We start from the raw sequence: 16,574 nt of genomic DNA, 5'->3' as shown, positions 1-16,574 counted from the left end.
AAGGACTTCCTATTCCCGATCAGGAACGACTCAAACGAATAGTTTGAATGAGATGGAGCTGGATGCCAACCAATGAGTAGCTGGCCATAGGGAATACACGATCGAATAAGGTGAGTGATATCGAGCAGAAAAAAACGACAAATGCTTAATAGGCTAACTTTAATTTGGAGTGGAGCAGACATCTACCTCAGTCAGGCCATCAAGCTGGTTATCCATCAGTAATGTTCAGCTGTGGGGTACTGTGAATCAGATCTCCGGTATATGCATAATATCTTCCAACTGCTGCTCTCTCTGAGCCGTTAAGCTATTAAGGCATTGCTCTTGAAACTGCTGATCAATGGAAGCGAGTAAGCTGCATGTTGCATCTCGGAACTTGATCCACTGCCTCTGCACCTCCCTTAACTCCTGAGGCTTTGGCATCTCATCGCCTGAAGACAGCTGTTTAATCTTACTCATCACCACTTTATAAGTGGTATTCAACCTATTATCTGTTTCAGCCAATGGCGTCGCCACTCGTTCGATATTGCCCTGGAGGGCTTTTTCAAGCATTTCGATATATCGATTTTTCTGCTCCTGAATCGATTCCGATATCCACGCTAATCGCCCCGTACCACCGTGCATTTCTTCTTGATAAGCTTTGAGGGTAACAAAAGCTTCCATTTCTTTATAGGCGACATCAACTAAAGCACGGTTTTCGCCTAACAGTTGCTCTTTTAGAGCAGCCAAGTCACTCTGCCGGCGTATTTCCTGCTCATCAGCAACACGCCTCGCGCAAAAGCCAGCGCCATCGCCACTGGTCACATACTGACAAATGTCGAAGGGTACCACTTGATTGTTTTTCCAATGCTGATAGTAATCCTTGACCGCATAAGACAGCTCAGCAGGAACATGTCCTCCACGGGTAATCAACCATAAGGTAAGCTCAGGGTCTGGTTTGCCAAATATGCCTCCTTCCTTTGAGGCTTGCTCTGCCAGTTCCCATACATCGTAGAAAGGCCACTTACCATCTTCATCCTCTACCTGATAAGTATCGAAAAAGGCATCGATATCTCGCTCTGGCACTTCAGCAGCATAGGTGAGAATTTGGACACTTCGATCTTCATCATAAAGAGACAAGTTGGGGTTCTGTTGCTTGGCTGCCTGATAGGCAGCAAGAGCACTTTTCGGATCAGACATTTTTATGCTGCCAGCTCGAAAAAAGACCGCTTCAAGATAGTACTCTAATGCCTCTTGGTGACCTTGCAAGGCGGCTTGTTGATAGTGAAACGCGCGCTGCTCATCTGGCAGGATATATTGGTAGGCAAGCCTGAAGTGGGCTTCAGCCTTACCCTGCTCCGCTGCCAATGTGTACAAGGATTTAGCTTGGTCTCTATTGCCCGCTTCATAGAGCTCATTTGCTCTAGTGACTGGATCTGTCTCCACAGAATTAACAGAAAAAGCCACGCAGCAGCCCAGTAAAAGTGGACATAGTTTTTTGATCATTGGTTCATCAACCCAACTTGCTTTTTGAGCAACAGTCCAAAAGTGACAGCCTCCTAACCTGAAGATCAATGTAGCTGTATTGAGAACTGTAAAGAAAACTGACTGTCAGCAACGCTCTCAGTTATCACAATCATTGTATTCTCAATAATGGCTTTGATCTGAGACTTGCGATAATTATTTTGCCGGACACTGAGGTGCATTTGGCCAGAGCAATACAAATGGCCTTAATTCATCAAGCATGTAGAAATTATCTGCACGAATTTTTAATGCTTTAACAATGCACAGGAGCGCCAGTACAGGCACCGCGACTTTCAAATCCAGCTGGGCAACCCCGTAATAGAAGTCGATTACCGTAACTGGACAAGCATCAGGAAATCACGGAGCTATGCCATAGTAGATGACGGAAACCAATCGAATACGTACAATCCCATAGACAGATTTAATAATCTCTAATGAGAACAGATTTATGCAGCAAAGCCCCACCTGGAAGTGGCTCGCTATTCTGACTGCAGCCGTGCTGCTCTCAGGATGCAATGGTCCATGGAATGATCCAAACCCACCGACCAACCCGGAACAGGTCACCTATTTCGGCAGTTTTATTACCCGTCCCAAGCACCTGGACCCGGTACGCTCCTACAGCGCCGAAGAGGCGATGTTTATTGATCAGATTTATGATCCCCCTCTGCAGTACCACTTCCTGAAAAGGCCCTATGAACTGGAGCCTGCAACAGCTGCGACCATGCCTTCTCTGGAACTGTTGAATGAGCAACTGCAGCCTTTGCCAGCAGGCAGCAAAGAAGCGGCTTTCAGCCGAATCACCATTCGCTTGAAGCCGGATACCCGATACCAGCCTCACCCGGCATTTGCTAAAGACGACAGCGGTAATCCTCTTTATGTTTTCAGTACCACTGATGAAGGCGCACCGTACAAACTGCTTGCCGATTTCCCCGTTACCGGAACACGAAACCTGACCGCTGATGATTATATTTATCAGATCAAGCGCATAGCGGACCCAGTGAATAAATCTCCCCTGCTGGGTCTGATGTCCGGCTATATTGTCGGCATGAAAGCGTTTGGGCAATGGACCAAAAACAACCGACAGCCCGGAGAGTGGCTGGATCTGCGCCAGCAGGATATGGAAGGTCTTGAGAAAATTGATGATCTGACTTTTGCCATTCGAATTAAAGGCATCTATCCGCAGTTTCAATACTGGCTGGCCATGCATTTCTTCGCGCCTGTGCCCTGGGAGGCCGACCGCTTCTACCATAACCCGGGGTTTCCGGAAAAAAACCTGACGCTGGACTGGAACCCCATCGGTACCGGACCATTTATGATGACGGTTAATTCACCTAACCGGGAAATTGTTCTGGAGAGAAATCCTAATTACAGAAAGGACTTCTATCCATCAGAAGGCTCTGAGAATGACCTTGAGCGCGGCTATCTCGCCGATGCAGGAAAACCACTGCCGTTTATCGACAAAGCCGTTTATCGCTATGAAAAAGCGGCCACCTCCATGTGGAGCAAATTTGTCCAGGGCTATTACGATCGTTCTGGTGATGGCAACTCCAATATTAACAGTGCCACCTTTGACCGGGCCTTCACCACTGGCCCGGACGGGCTCGAACTGACACCAGAACTGGCCAGCCGCGATATCGTTGTCGATGAAGAGGTCAGCCCATCACTTTATTATATTGGCTTTAATATGGTGGATCCGGTGGTGGGAGGCTACAGCGAAGAGAAGCGTAAACTGCGTCAGGCCATCAGCATTGTGTATAACGATCAGGAGTATATCGATATCTTCCGCAATGGCATTGGCCAGGTTGCCCAGGGGCCAATACCGCCAGGACTGTTTGGCTATACCGCCGGAAAAGAAGGTTTGAACCCCTATATCTTTGACTGGGATGAAATTATTCAGACGGCCCGGAGAAAGCCGATTGAATATGCCAGAAAACTGCTGGCAGAAGCGGGTTACCCCAATGGTCGCCATCGTGAAACTGGCAAGCCACTGATTCTTTATATGGATACGACGGCCGGAGACAGCAACCCACGATCAGACTGGATCAAGAAACAGCTGGCTAAAATCAATGTTCAGCTGGAGTTCAGAGCCACCGACTACACCCGCTTTAAAGAGAAGATGCGTCAGGGCAATACCCAGATGTTTGGCTGGGGCTGGCTGGCAGACTACCCCGATCCGGAAAACTTTCTGTTTCTGCTCGACAGTCGACAGGGGCTGGTTAAATGTCAGTGCGATGGCAGTAACTCCACCAACTATGATAACCCTGAATATGACCGCCTTTATGACCGGATAAAAACACTGCCGAATGGGCCGGAAAGGCTTTCAGCCATCAATCGAATGCTGGCTATCGTCCAGAAAGACAGCCCCTGGATCTGGGGCTTTAATAACAAGGAGTATTACCTCTCCAATCAATGGGTTTATAACACCAAACGCCACGGGATCAGTCAGGCAACCCTGAAATACCTCCGTGTAGACCCGGATCTCCGGGCACAGAAACAGAAGGCGTGGAACCAACCGGTGATCTGGCCAATGTTTGCAGGTATTGGTTTGCTACTGATGATATTGATACCGGGTATCAAAGCTTATCGCCAGCGTCAGAAACTGACGATTGAAGACCAGGAGGCTGTCCGAGAATAGACTGCCCTACTGCGGTGGCAGAAAATTGGTCTAAAAAACCCTTTTTGTTCGGCAAATAGAACCACTATTCACCTCACAAAAAGGATTTTTTATCCTCAATTTTCTGACATCCTCGCTACGGGCGCTTTTCTTGGACAGCCTCCTAGCGCCTATTCATGGAGAGAAGGATATGTTCGCTTACATCATAAGAAGGCTCTGTTACGCCATTCCTATTTTGATTGGCGTGAATCTTCTGACGTTTATTCTGTTTTTTATCGTCAATACACCAGAAGATATGGCCAGGGCTCATCTGGGCGACAAATACGTCACCGAGCAGGCTATCCAGGAGTGGATTGCTGACAAGGGCTACGATCAGCCGCTGTTTTATAACCCTCAGGTCAGTGGCCTGGAGCAGTTGACCAGCACCATCTTCTTTGAGAAATCCATCAAACTGTTCGCCTTTGACTTTGGCAACTCTGACGAAGGCCGGAATATCCGCTCCGATGTGGTGGATCGTATGGGTCCCAGCCTGGCACTGGCTCTGCCCACTTTTATCATTGGTATCTGGGTCAATATCAGCGTTGCCCTGATGGTGTTGATGTTTCGGGGCAGCCGGCTGGACCGGTTTGCCGTTGCCGTCTTTGTGACCATGATGTCGGTGTCCTACCTGTTTTACATCGTGGTTGGCCAGTTCTTTATCGCCAAGGTTTCACGACTGGTCCCAGTATCCGGTTATAACGAAGGGATTGATGGCTGGCGCTTCCTGGTTCTGCCCATTGCCATTGGCGTGATCGCCGGTATTGGTGCCGGCGCCCGCTGGTACCGAACCCTGTTTATTGAAGCCTCCGGTCAAGACTTTGCCAGAACTGCAAGGGCGAAGGGTGTCAGTGAAGCCGGTGTTCTGTTCCGTCATGTGCTTCCCAATGCCATGCTGCCCATACTGACCGGAGTGGTTGTTGTGATCCCTTCACTGTTTATGGGCAGCCTGATCATGGAATCCTTCTTCAGTATTCCTGGCCTCGGCAGCTATCTGCTGGATGCCATACAGGCCCAGGACTTTGCCATTGTCAGGGCCATGGTATTCCTGGGGTCGGTGCTCTACATCATCGGTCTGATTCTTACCGATATTTCTTACACCTGGGCCGACCCCAGGGTTCGATTAAACTGATCAGAAAGGGATAAACGACACTATGGACTTCTCTATCGGATCAGATCTTTTTGGCTACCACGTACTCTGGACCATCCTCTGGACCGACATACTGATCTTCTTCCTGGTGGGTGCAATCACCCTTTTCCTGATATCCCTCAGGAAGAACCCTGAAAACCGTCAGCGCTGGCGACAGGTGTTCTCTACCCGACTGGGTATGAGTACCTTTGTGATCATCATGGCCTATATTGCCATTGCCCTGGTGGACTCCATCCATTTCCGCAAAGCACTGCCTGCGGTTGAAGGCCAGGGCAGCGAGCAGATCTTTTACAGCAATACGGTGAACAGTCTGCTGGATCTGGCGTTAGGCGAGATGGGAGAACAACATGAGCGAACCTACTCCGCACCTTTTGCCCTGAAATCCTGGAACAAAGAGAATCTGCTGCTGCCCGGTGGTGAAAGGGTCAGAGACTATCCGGTGCTGAAATACGGTGGCCAGCATCTGAAAAATGATGAAGATAAACAACGGGATATTGCCCTTAACTCCCTGCTGGGCCTTGGCAAGGGACTGGCCCTTGCTCTGCTATTGATAAGCCTCCACGCCCGCTGGCTGAAAAAAAGGAGCAAATCATCAGAACCTGACCTGCCCTGGCGTGCAGGCTGGATCACGTTTGCCATCATCATGGCACTCCTTGGCTGGCTGATCACCCTGGGCAATCTCTACCATGTGCTGGGAACCGATCAAGCCGGTAATGATACTTTATACGAAAGCCTGAAAGGCATTCGTACCGGTGTATTAATCGGTACGCTGGCAACACTGATCACCATGCCCATTGCCATTTCTCTGGGTATTGCTGCAGGCTATTTCAAAGGGTGGATTGACGATGTAGTGCAGTATATTTATACGACGCTGATCTCTATCCCCGGGCTTCTGCTGATTGCCGCCTCAGTGCTGCTGTTTCAGGTCTGGATCAACAATAACCCGGACTTTTTTGAAGTCGGTCTGGAGAAGGCGGATGCCAAATTTCTGGCCCTCTGTTTTATTCTCGGTATCACCAGCTGGACCAGCCTGTGCCGACTACTTCGGGCGGAGACCCTGAAAATCAGTCAGCTGGATTACGTTCAGGCCGCCCATGCCTTCGGGGTCAGTCATTTTCAGATTATCCGTCGCCATATTCTGCCCAACCTGAGCCACATTATTATTATCTCGTTTGTGCTGGACTTCAGCGCCCTGGTCCTGGCCGAAGCTGTACTCTCTTACATTGGTGTGGGTGTCGACCCGGCCATGGCCAGCTGGGGCAATATGATCAACATGGCCAGTACCGAACTGTCCCGGGAGCCCTCCATTTGGTGGAACCTGAGCGGAGCCTTTTTCCTGATGTTTGTGCTGGTGCTGTCGGTCAATCTGTTTTCTGACCTGGTGAACGACGCCTTTGATCCCAAAACCCAACTGGAGGCTGCATGATGAGTAAAGAATCAGTAGCCCTGTCTGTTGACCAGCTCAGTGTCAGTTTACGGCATTCGCCTTACACCCCGATTTTGAACGAAGTCTCCTTTGAGCTGAGAAAAGGTGAAATCTATGCGCTGGTTGGCGAGTCTGGCAGCGGTAAATCGGTAGCTGCCCTGTCGATACTGAGACTGCTACCCGATGCACTGAAAATCACTCAGGGTCGAATAACACTGTCTGACACCAATATCTTCGGCCTGACTGAACACGACATGTGTTCTATTCGCGGCAAGAAGATTGCCATGATTTTCCAAGATGCCATGACGGCTCTGAACCCGGTCCATACGGTAGGCCAGCAGATCGAGGAAACCCTGAAGCTACACACCGCTTTAAACCGTGACGAAATTCGAGATCGCTGCATTGAGTTGTTGGGTGAGGTTGGTATCCCGGAACCCGAGAAACGCATTGACTGGTATCCCCATCAGATGTCCGGTGGTCAGCAGCAACGGGTAATGATCGCCATGGCCCTGGCCTGCGAACCGGATGTGCTGCTGGCCGATGAGCCTACTACCGCATTGGACGTCACGATTCAGAAACAGATTCTGGAGCTGGTACAAACCCTGACCCGAAGCCACCAGCTGGCTGTACTAATGATCACCCATGATATGGGAGTCGTTCGACAGACCGCTGACCGGGTGGGCGTGATGTACCAGGGGGAGATTATTGAACAGGGTAACTGTGCCGACTTCTTTGCCAACCCCAGGGAAGACTACAGTCGTCGATTAATCAACAGTCTTCCAGCCATGGACAGCTACCGGGCAGACACAGAGGAAGTTCCATTACTGAAAGTCGAAGACCTTGCTGTTCACTTTCCCGTTCGTAAAGGGCTTTTCCAGCGAATACACAGCTACACTCGTGCTGTGAATGGTGTCAGCTTCACCATCGGCAAAGGTGAAACCCTGGCGTTAGTCGGAGAGTCCGGCTGCGGAAAAACCACCACTGGCCGTGCCATTCTTAACCTGGAATCCGTCACTTCTGGCAATATCTGGTACAACAATCAGCCATTAAATACCCTGTCCCGAAAGGAGATGATGCCACTACGGCGCAAAATCCAAGTGATCTTCCAAAACCCGTTCTCGTCCATGAACCCACGCATGACCGTTGGTAATATTATTGAAGAAGGTATGGTCAGCCTAGGCCTGCCTCTGTCTGCCAGTGAGCGGCAGGAACGGATTGAAGCGCTATTAACCCGGGTAAAGCTGGAACCTGAACACCGGCTGCGATACCCCCACGAGTTCTCCGGTGGCCAGCGCCAGCGCATTGCCATTGCCCGGGCACTGGCCGTTGAGCCCGACCTGATCATCTGCGATGAACCCACCAGCGCGCTAGATGTTTCCATTCGGGCCGAAGTTCTGGATCTACTGCTGGAGTTACAGAGTGAACTGCAGGTCTCCTATCTGTTTATTACCCATGACCTGTCCATTATTCCTCATATTGCTCATCGGGTTGCGGTGATGAAGGACGGTCAAATTGTTGAACAGGGAAAAGCGGAGCAAGTTCTGAAACAACCCGGTCATGAATATACACGTCAATTGCTGGCGGCAGTTCCAACCCACCATACAAAAGCCAGCTGAGAATAAGCTGGCTTTAATCTAAAGTCCTGACCCTGCCGATATTTCTGTATATAACCAATAAATACAGATAAGGCAGAATGAAACTTGATAAAAGCATCTTTGCAGTGTGTGTATTACTTCTTTCCACCAATGTGATTTCAGATACCAGCCAGCAGCATCTGATACAAGTCCCCACATTTTATCCAGCGCCATTTGACAGTGAACTGGCAACCGCAGTGGCTGCCGCTGAGCGCTATAACCCTGATTCCATAAAAGAAGACCGGGAGTATATTGGGGGAGTATTCAAACATCGCCAGACATCACTTTATTACTATTCAGTAATCCCGGGAAAACCCGGAAAAAATCAAATCACGGCAACACTGCAATTTCCAGACAGTTTGGAGTTAATCGCTATCTGGCACACTCATGGTAACGGCAAAGGTACTTACCTGTTTTTTTCTCAGCAGGATGTAATATTGGCAACAAGGCTTGGGATACCAATCTACCTGGCTGATAGTTCAGGTTTTTTAAAAAAGTTTACCCCGGGTGATTTGATGATGAGTAGGTACCAGGCAAGAAGGCAAGGCCTTGGTTATAAAAAAGGATATGCAAAAGGTATTAAAATGAAAAAACAAAGTGGGCAGTTTATTAAAATACCCACCTTTCATCATCAGTAATATGATTTAAGTTCCAATCACCCCACCATCATCCTTCGTAATCAGCACCGTACTCGACCGAGGCCGTGTTTTTCCATCACTGGCCGGGAAACTGATGGCCGGATGCTGAATATTAACCCACATGGCCTTGCCGTCGGGCGTGGTGGTTACACCGGTGATTTCACATCCTCTCGGGCCCGTCAGAAAGCGTTTCACTTCTGCGGTTACCGGATCACAGCAAAGCATCTGATTGGTACCCATATTGATATTACGTTCATCATCGTCACCGTAATCGGTTTGAATCCAGAGGCGCCCCTGGTAATCGAACCAGATACCATCCGGCGAAGAGAAAATATCACCTTTGATATCTCCCACCAGGTTTTCAGGTACAGAACTGCCATCAGCCAGTGTCGCTCCGGGACGATCACCGGCCAGCAGGAAGATTTCCCAGTCAAAGTGGGTGGCCGTTGGATCAGAGTTTTCTTCGGTAAAGCGAACAATCTGACCATGGCGGTTATCTTCCCGCGGGTTAGCGGCATTGATCTCCTGATCCTCTTTTTTACCGCGGTGCTTATTGTTGGTCAGGGTGACATAGACTTCCCGGGTTTGTGGATGCACGGCAACCCATTCCGGGCGGTCCATCGTGGTGGCTCCCAGAATATCCGCAGCCCGACGGGCGTGTACCAGTACATCGGCCTGACTGGTAAAACCATTCCGCCGGGTCAGCCCGTTCTGGCCAAACACCAGTGGCCGCCACTCACCACGGCCATCATTATGGAACACCGCTACATACAGAGTGCCATGATCCAGAATATCCCGGTTTGCCGCTGAATTACCGGGCTCATACACCTGATCCGGCACAAACTTATAGACATATTCGCCACGGGTATCATCACCGAAATAGAACGCCATACGACGATCATCACCCAGTGAAAGCGTTGAGCACTCCCTTACCAGTCGCCCCATGGAGGTGCGCTTTTTCGGGGTACTGTCCGGTGAAAATGGATCAATTTCCACTACCCAGCCAAAACGGTTGGGTTCATTAACATAACCACCGTGAGCGACATTGTGGTCAGGCGTGGCATTAAAACGGGGTTCTACCGATTCCCAGGCATAGTAGTTACTGTTCTTATCCTGGGCCACACCATAACGATGATGAGCAGGGCGTTGCTCATAGTCTTCAGCATCACGGTTTACAAAGTAGTTCTTCCAGTTCTCTTCACAGGTGAGATAAGTCCCCCAAGGGGTAACCCCCATGGCGCAATTATTCAAAGTACCCAGTACCTGACGGCCAGCGTGGTCTGCAACGGTTTTCAGAAAATCAGTACCTGCCACTTCACCGGTCAGGTCCATCGGCGTAAACCCCGTGATCCTGCGGTTATAGTCGGAATCGTTGACTTTCTGCCAGTGACCATTCGATTGTTTGCGGACTTCAATAACACTGACACCGTGAGCTGCCATCTCCTTTTTTACTTCATGTTCAGGCCGCTGCTTAAAGCCATGACTGTCTTCAGTGATTGTCAGCCCATTGGGGTGGAGCGTAGGATTAATATACTCATGGTTCATCACCAGCAGACCATGCTCATCGGGCTTATCCGGAAATGGGAAAAACCAGATGCCATCATGATTCTGCCCTGCCTGCTTCATCTGCTCCTGCCAGCTGTTGCTGCCATCTGGCCGCCAGGGGCTGGCTCCTTTTTCCACGGAATCCCCCCATGAAAAAAAGACGTTGGCCGTATAGCCTTCAGGCACATTGACGGCGTCGAACATCAGATCCTGTTCAACGGGAATTGGTTTCAATCCTATGTCTGGCTGCTGCAGGTTTCGAGCAGCAATTCCGCGAACACTATTATGATTCTGCCCGGTTGTGCCCAGACAACCGCCAAGAAAGCCAGCCATGGCAAGACCAAGCCCACCCTTCATAAAATTTCGTCGGCTCTTTTCTACCACGTCATCCAGAGTACTGTTACTGGAAAGATTGTCTGGTTGATCATCCAGCGCTTCCAATTGCTCATGAAAATCACGATGGTTCTGTAATTTTGAAGTTCCAGCTTTCATGATTATTCCTCATCGTTAGGGGGCGTTCTCAATTAGACATGTGACCAGCCACCCATGGTTTGCGCCAGGCAAGGCGTGAACTGCGTAGTGTGGTTATTCCACATAAGTAGTGAGCAACGCAGAATGGCACAAACCATGGGCGGCCCTCCGGGTTGATCACACACGCATTCATGCTGTGTTGAACGGCTTGAACATGGAACCACCATGCCCTGCACCGTTCGCCTTGCCTGAATGCGTGTGTGATCAACTGGACTCATGGCTAATTGAGAACGCCCCCTAAGTAAACGTATTTTTATTGAAAGAATGATTTACTGAGAGGTTAGGGGATGGCTGTTACAGATTTATTGCTATTAAGTTTCGATTAAATGAAAAAGTACTGTCAGAAAACGGAGCAATTTGCGCAGGAAAAATCAGCCAAAGCGGCTGCTATCTATCTGGGGAAGATAGATAGCATCAGAATAATCTCCACTCAGGAGCGTAATACTTCAAAAGTTATATCAGCATCTTTTTCCAGACGCTCAATAAGCCGGTCACCAAACAACGTGGACGTTGTCCAGAAACCACCCGACTTCCCTTGCTTCTGCTGATGATCATGAAAGTCCAGAGCCAGCCCTGCTGCCACCTGCCCCAGCATTCTGGCAGTGGAGCTGTACCCCGGATCACCCTGCCCAACAACACGGGTTCGGATTTCCTGACCGTCTGCCGTTTTGCCCAGAAACCGAATATCATAAAACCCGGCTTTCTGGGCTTTGGGAGAGGGGCCCTCTCCCGGTTTTGGCAAAACAAACCGTTCCATAAACCAGCGGGTTGGTTTAATCACTAGGGAAAGCATAAAAAGTCCCAACCCTGCTACAAAAAGAGTGGACTGTAAACGGCCTTTGAAGCCACTGCCCATCAGCATGGCTTCGTTGTACCTGAAATCCTTTCCATACGGGTATTCAGCCAGTGCATTGGAGCGAAAGACAACCCGGGAGTTAATGGCTGCCATGATGAATGGTGCCAGCCAGGCACCAAAGCCGGAATCATACGTCGGTGTCTGAACATCGTCCTGTTTGGTCTTCAAATTCTCACTTTCAGAACAGATCAGGTACGGATTGGCCAACTGCCGACGTAATGCAGGGTCTTTTGCCGCCTCACGGGTGATATTGATCATACTGGCCAGCGTTCCGCCAGAAAGCCCTCCCTTTGCCGCTTTCACGCGCATGCTGATATCCGTACAGAATGAACCCAAAACCTCTTTCGCCTTTTTCTGGGTAAAGTACACGCCCATATCAGAAGGAATTGAGTCAAAGCCACTGCAATGGACAATCCGAGCTCCACTTTTCTGCGCTGTGTCCTCATATCGGTCCAGCATCAGCCGGATCCACTGTACCTCCCCGGTCAGGTCACAGTAATCAGTTCCACTTTCCGCACAAACCTTAATTAATGGTTCGCCGTAAAGTGCATAAGGTCCCACAGTAGAAACAATAACCCTGGTTTGCTGGCACAGATCTCTGAGGGCACTTTCATCAGCGGCATCAGCCACCAGCACTGACAAGGCCGGTTGCTGTAGTTGCAGTTTTAACTCATCCAGCTTGGTCTGAGAACGCCCAGCCATCGCCCAATTCAGAGACTCCTGACCATCACCATTAAAAGTATCGACCAGATACTGGCAGAGCAGCTGCCCCACAAAGCTGGTCGCCCCAAATACAATGACGTCAAATTGATTGCTCATAGATACTCAATAATCTCTTGGCTCAGTATTATTTTAATTGACGCAGTTTTACCGCTGTTGAACTTATTATCAGCTTTACTGTCACTACACGGAGAATGATTACTATAAAGAAATCATGAAGAAAATCGTATAAAAATTCATACAACCTGAATATGGTATTTATGCTTGCGACCATTACCTCTCATTGCTCCGCTTTAGGAAAAACACAGCCAGAACCGATACTTTCAAAGCAAAAAAATCTGCAGGTCTCTGAAGCATCATCTGCTCTGTGGCAAGGCTTTCGTACTAAGTGCAGTGAGGTATTGAGTCCTAATTGCCTGTATAGACAGGTAATAATCGCTGGTGAAGCCTCTATAAACCACCTTAACAGGCTACAGAGTGCCGAACGAGATCTAATATCCCGTGGGGTTAGGATTGCCGATCAGGGAACAAGAAAATTAATAGCAGCCACCACATCAGGTATAACAGCATTTGTTCCAATTTCTATCGGACTCCTGACCCAAATAGGAAAAACTGCCGCTTATGATCCTGGCCCAGAAGCCTGCCTTCGCAAAGATCAGCTGGCGTGTATGATAAAAGCTCCATATCAATATACAGTTAACTCAGCTGGTTGTGTTGATAGGGCTTCCATCAACGATGGTGACAACGACTGCTTAGGTCTCTCTTTTTTTGATAGTGTTATCAACTACGATGAATACCCATATTATGGTGATGAAGCGCCTCACTTCAAAGAACTTTGTAGACACAACAGAGGCCGTTTCAGTCAGGAAGTTTGCACAGATGAAAAGGGCACCATTCTGTTTAGGTTGTCCCCACCGAGTAGTGAAATGCCCAGACCACTTGACATTGATGGGCAGGGCACCGTTTCCCATGATGGACTTAGCCCAAGTGAAATAGCCGCTGTCGTTGTCACTTCCTTTGTAGCATTAGCAGTAGTTTCAGGAGTAGCGATTGCGGTTGTCTGTATAAAAAAACGCAATACTACCCGTAATGCAGAAAACTTAAGCGGTCCACATGAACGAAAACATCTAAGGACAGTATCAAGTATCGAGGAAGCCCCACAGGACAACATGAATGACACTGTTTCTAAACTGAGCAGAACACCCAAACATAGAGTTAATCATTCCACGCGACAGGCCTTAAATACAAAATATGACCAACAAGTTGAAGCAAGCCTATCACGATATGGATCCAGAATAAGCCTCGCATCTCAACTGTCAACAACGTCCCGTTATATATCTCAAAAGCTATTGAACTCTTCAGATGAGCCTGTGTCTTTGGTGGCTATGACAGAAGATCAAGCAAACTCACTTATGCAGCACCTGTCTTTGAAAGCAGAACAAGAAGATTATCCTCTTAGCCAGATTACCGAAGAAGATGAAACCAGTACTTAGTTTATTGCTGCAAAAATGATGAATCACGAGTGTAACTGCAATGAAAAAGGGCACTATCACATCTAAGATTCTGAAAGAACATACTTTAGCCAGTCGCCAAAACCTGTTTCAACAAACAGCAGAATGAGGGTTACCACAAGTACGACTCCCCCCATTAACCATGTGTATACTTTCAGAGCCGTTCTTTTTCCTCTTTCAGCAAAGGAAGAATAACCAACCCAGAAGACTGGCGTAAAAACAAAATAGATAACATTCATTCCCAGCAGATAAAGCACCTCCACAGGCAGCCGGGACTTCCCTCCAAATGCAAAGTAGATAGCATTAATAAAAACCACCGCTATCAGAAAAAACAAAATGACCTTATGGCTTGTCTTCATGAATAATTATTTTGTCTTCATTGGATACAACTGACCATTATTCAATGTCAGAGCATGATTACAGAAGCTGGCAAAAGACTTGCGGTTACTGAGAATAATCAGACCTTTCTCAGTCTCTTTGCAAAAGGCACGGACTGACTGGATAAAGTTCAGGCTGTCTTCATCACTCAGAAACTCAAAAGGCTCATCAAGAACAACAAGATCTGCATCCGTCAAAAATACCCTGGCTAACATAAAACGCTTCCGCTCACCGGATGACAGGGGAACGATGTCGTTATTATCAACTTGGAAGTGCAGGCCATCCTCAATCTGGTTAATCTTCTCCGACAGATGGACCTTTTCCAGGGCATCCGCTACCTGATCAGCCGTCAGCGAGGTACGTCCAAGGGTCAGGTTGTCATAAAGGGTACCGGTAAAAAACCGGTAATATGAAGGAGAGAAATGAATATGGCTGCGTACATCCCGATAATCGAAATGTTCAACATTCAGGTTATTAACCAGTAAATGACCGCTGGATGGATCTTCAAGCCCTGCCAGAATATTAAACAAACTGGACTTTCCTGCCCCCGGACGACCATAAACGTACAGTGTATCCGGCAGGTTAAAGTCAATATTTACACCCTTTATCTGGAAATAACGGTTATCAGCATAATTAAACTCAATATCTTTCAGTTCAAGGTGCTTAATTCGAGTCAGACAGAAAGAAGCACCCCGTTCCTCAATGGGGATTTCATAAAACTTATTCAGGTTATCAAACAAAATCCGAATGCGATTGATATTAAACAGCAAATTGGTGATGGATGCGTTGGAGATAGACTTAGAGGCAAGAAGCGAACAGGCCACCAGCTGTCCCATGGTCATCATTCCCTCAGAGACCTGCCAGGCACCATACCCGGTGACAGCAATCAGGGAAAGGAACAGGATCAACATAGAGATATGATTGATATGAGCAGAGATTGAAAAGTAAAACTTATGGTCTGGTCTGTTGTGCTCGATGACTTCCGTGAAATAACGTTCCATTCCTGCCAGTTTAATAAAAGGCAGTGACTGCATTATTTCATATTCAAACTTGCGCTTTCGTCCTTCAAACTCATAGCGATCATTAATGTATTTTTGAATCTTTGGCTGGAGAACAAGATTGATTCCGATGACCAGAATAATGGCGATCAACGGAATAGCTACCATTGTCCCTCCAAAGTAGGCGATCATCGCCAGAGATAACAGCATGAATGGCGAATCAACCAACGCCATTAAATGCAATGTGCCCAGCATTTGGCTCAGAGACTTGCCATAGGTTACCAGCTGGGTCATGAATGAAGCCGACTGGGGCATGGCCGATGGCTTCAGGTTACAAAGCCGGTGTGAAAACTCATTCGCCAGTTGAACTTCCAGGTGGAAGATCCGGTCACTGAGCAAATAAGACAGTGCTGACCGGTTAACAAACCAGATGAGTACCAGAAATACAGCAATCAGAACCAGTGATGACAAAATCCCCACAAAGCCGCTGGGCAGTACCTTGTCGAACACATTCATGTTGTATAGCGGGACAACATACACCAGAAGGTTCGTGATTAAGCCAGTCAATACCAGGTATATGCCGTCACGATCCGTCAGGCGCCGGAAAAACCAGGCCATGCTTTTGTGTTCATCACCCGAAGCACCAGCCCTGGGTTCCAGCTTTTTGGTACTGATGACAAGTATCGGGTGTTCCATGCTGTGCTTGGAACGTGTCCGATTCATATCACTATTGTGACGAAGAATAATGATGTCGTGCTCGTGGTCAAAACAGAACAGCAAATGCTCTTCATCCAGTTCAACCAGATCGAGATTGTCAACGGAGGAGATTTTAACGAGAAAGCCGAGTTCTTCCAGATAGGACTTGGTTTTGTAAATATTAAGGTCGGTGGTTCTGCGCAACTTGTTATTAATAAAGGCGAGTCTGCTGTCCAGCGTATAATGCTTGTTCAGATATTCCAGCGCATTGCTCAAACTGGCTGAATTAACCAGACAGTCTTCACTATTCATGTTCACAGTCCATTGCCTTTCAACAATGC

The 16,574-nt window shown here is 48.2% G+C and carries 11 protein-coding genes; 6 read left to right on the top strand and 5 right to left on the bottom strand.

The genetic code is table 11. The features are described from left to right. Window positions 1–246: 246 nt before the first annotated feature. Window positions 247–1,443, bottom strand: a complete 1,197-nt coding sequence (locus tag GV64_RS11840; RefSeq protein WP_236632947.1) for a lysozyme inhibitor LprI family protein — start codon at window positions 1,441–1,443, stop codon at window positions 247–249. A 505-nt stretch (window positions 1,444–1,948) separates the two neighbouring features. On the opposite strand from GV64_RS11840, the gene GV64_RS11835 reads away from it, so the two are divergent. From GV64_RS11835 to GV64_RS11815, 5 genes are all read left to right on the top strand, one after another. Beyond that, window positions 1,949–4,135 (top strand): ABC transporter substrate-binding protein, encoded by a 2,187-nt coding sequence (locus GV64_RS11835; protein WP_020583045.1) that lies wholly within the window; start codon window positions 1,949–1,951, stop codon window positions 4,133–4,135. A 169-nt stretch (window positions 4,136–4,304) separates the two neighbouring features. Further along, entirely contained in the window at window positions 4,305–5,282 is a 978-nt protein-coding gene (locus GV64_RS11830; RefSeq protein ID WP_020583044.1) for an ABC transporter permease, read from the top strand. A 22-nt stretch (window positions 5,283–5,304) separates the two neighbouring features. Further along, a complete protein-coding gene (locus GV64_RS11825) occupies window positions 5,305–6,726 on the top strand; it encodes an ABC transporter permease (protein WP_020583043.1) in 1,422 nt (473 codons plus the stop codon). After that, window positions 6,723–8,342, top strand: coding sequence for an ABC transporter ATP-binding protein (locus GV64_RS11820; protein ID WP_020583042.1), 1,620 nt, complete (start codon window positions 6,723–6,725; stop codon window positions 8,340–8,342). Before GV64_RS11825 ends, GV64_RS11820 begins: the two co-directional genes overlap by 4 nt. A 77-nt stretch (window positions 8,343–8,419) precedes the next feature. Continuing rightward, window positions 8,420–8,998, top strand: a complete 579-nt coding sequence (locus GV64_RS11815) for a DUF4329 domain-containing protein (RefSeq protein ID WP_020583041.1) — start codon at window positions 8,420–8,422, stop codon at window positions 8,996–8,998. Between the two features lie 6 nt (window positions 8,999–9,004). On the opposite strand, the gene GV64_RS11810 is transcribed toward GV64_RS11815, so the two are convergent. Together GV64_RS11810 and GV64_RS11805 are read right to left on the bottom strand one after the other, a co-directional pair. Next, complete coding sequence (locus tag GV64_RS11810) at window positions 9,005–11,035, bottom strand: PhoX family protein (RefSeq protein ID WP_020583040.1); 2,031 nt, start codon at window positions 11,033–11,035, stop codon at window positions 9,005–9,007. 469 nt (window positions 11,036–11,504) lie between these two features. Beyond that, window positions 11,505–12,749 (bottom strand): saccharopine dehydrogenase family protein, encoded by a 1,245-nt coding sequence (locus tag GV64_RS11805; protein WP_020583039.1) that lies wholly within the window; start codon window positions 12,747–12,749, stop codon window positions 11,505–11,507. A 161-nt stretch (window positions 12,750–12,910) separates the two neighbouring features. On the opposite strand from GV64_RS11805, the gene GV64_RS11800 reads away from it, so the two are divergent. Further along, the gene (locus GV64_RS11800) at window positions 12,911–14,143 is read left to right on the top strand and encodes a hypothetical protein (RefSeq protein WP_152554034.1); all 1,233 of its coding nucleotides are present in this window, start codon (window positions 12,911–12,913) and stop codon (window positions 14,141–14,143) included. Between the two features lie 62 nt (window positions 14,144–14,205). Here the strand turns inward: GV64_RS11800 and GV64_RS11795 are convergent, their stop codons facing one another. Next, on the bottom strand, window positions 14,206–14,520 hold the full coding sequence (locus tag GV64_RS11795; protein WP_020583037.1) for a hypothetical protein: 315 nt from the start codon (window positions 14,518–14,520) through the stop codon (window positions 14,206–14,208). Window positions 14,521–14,526: 6 nt separating this feature from the next. Continuing rightward, window positions 14,527–16,545 carry an ATP-binding cassette domain-containing protein gene (locus GV64_RS11790; protein WP_020583036.1) on the bottom strand — a complete coding sequence of 673 codons (2,019 nt, stop codon included), beginning with the start codon at window positions 16,543–16,545 and terminating at the stop codon, window positions 14,527–14,529. Between the last annotated feature and the right edge of the window lie 29 nt (window positions 16,546–16,574).

The organism is Endozoicomonas elysicola (genome assembly GCF_000710775.1).
In the GTDB taxonomy this organism is placed as follows: Bacteria; Pseudomonadota; Gammaproteobacteria; order Pseudomonadales; family Endozoicomonadaceae; genus Endozoicomonas; species Endozoicomonas elysicola.
Note: the sequence above shows the minus strand (reverse complement) of the source record. Positions and strands in the feature narration are given on the sequence as shown.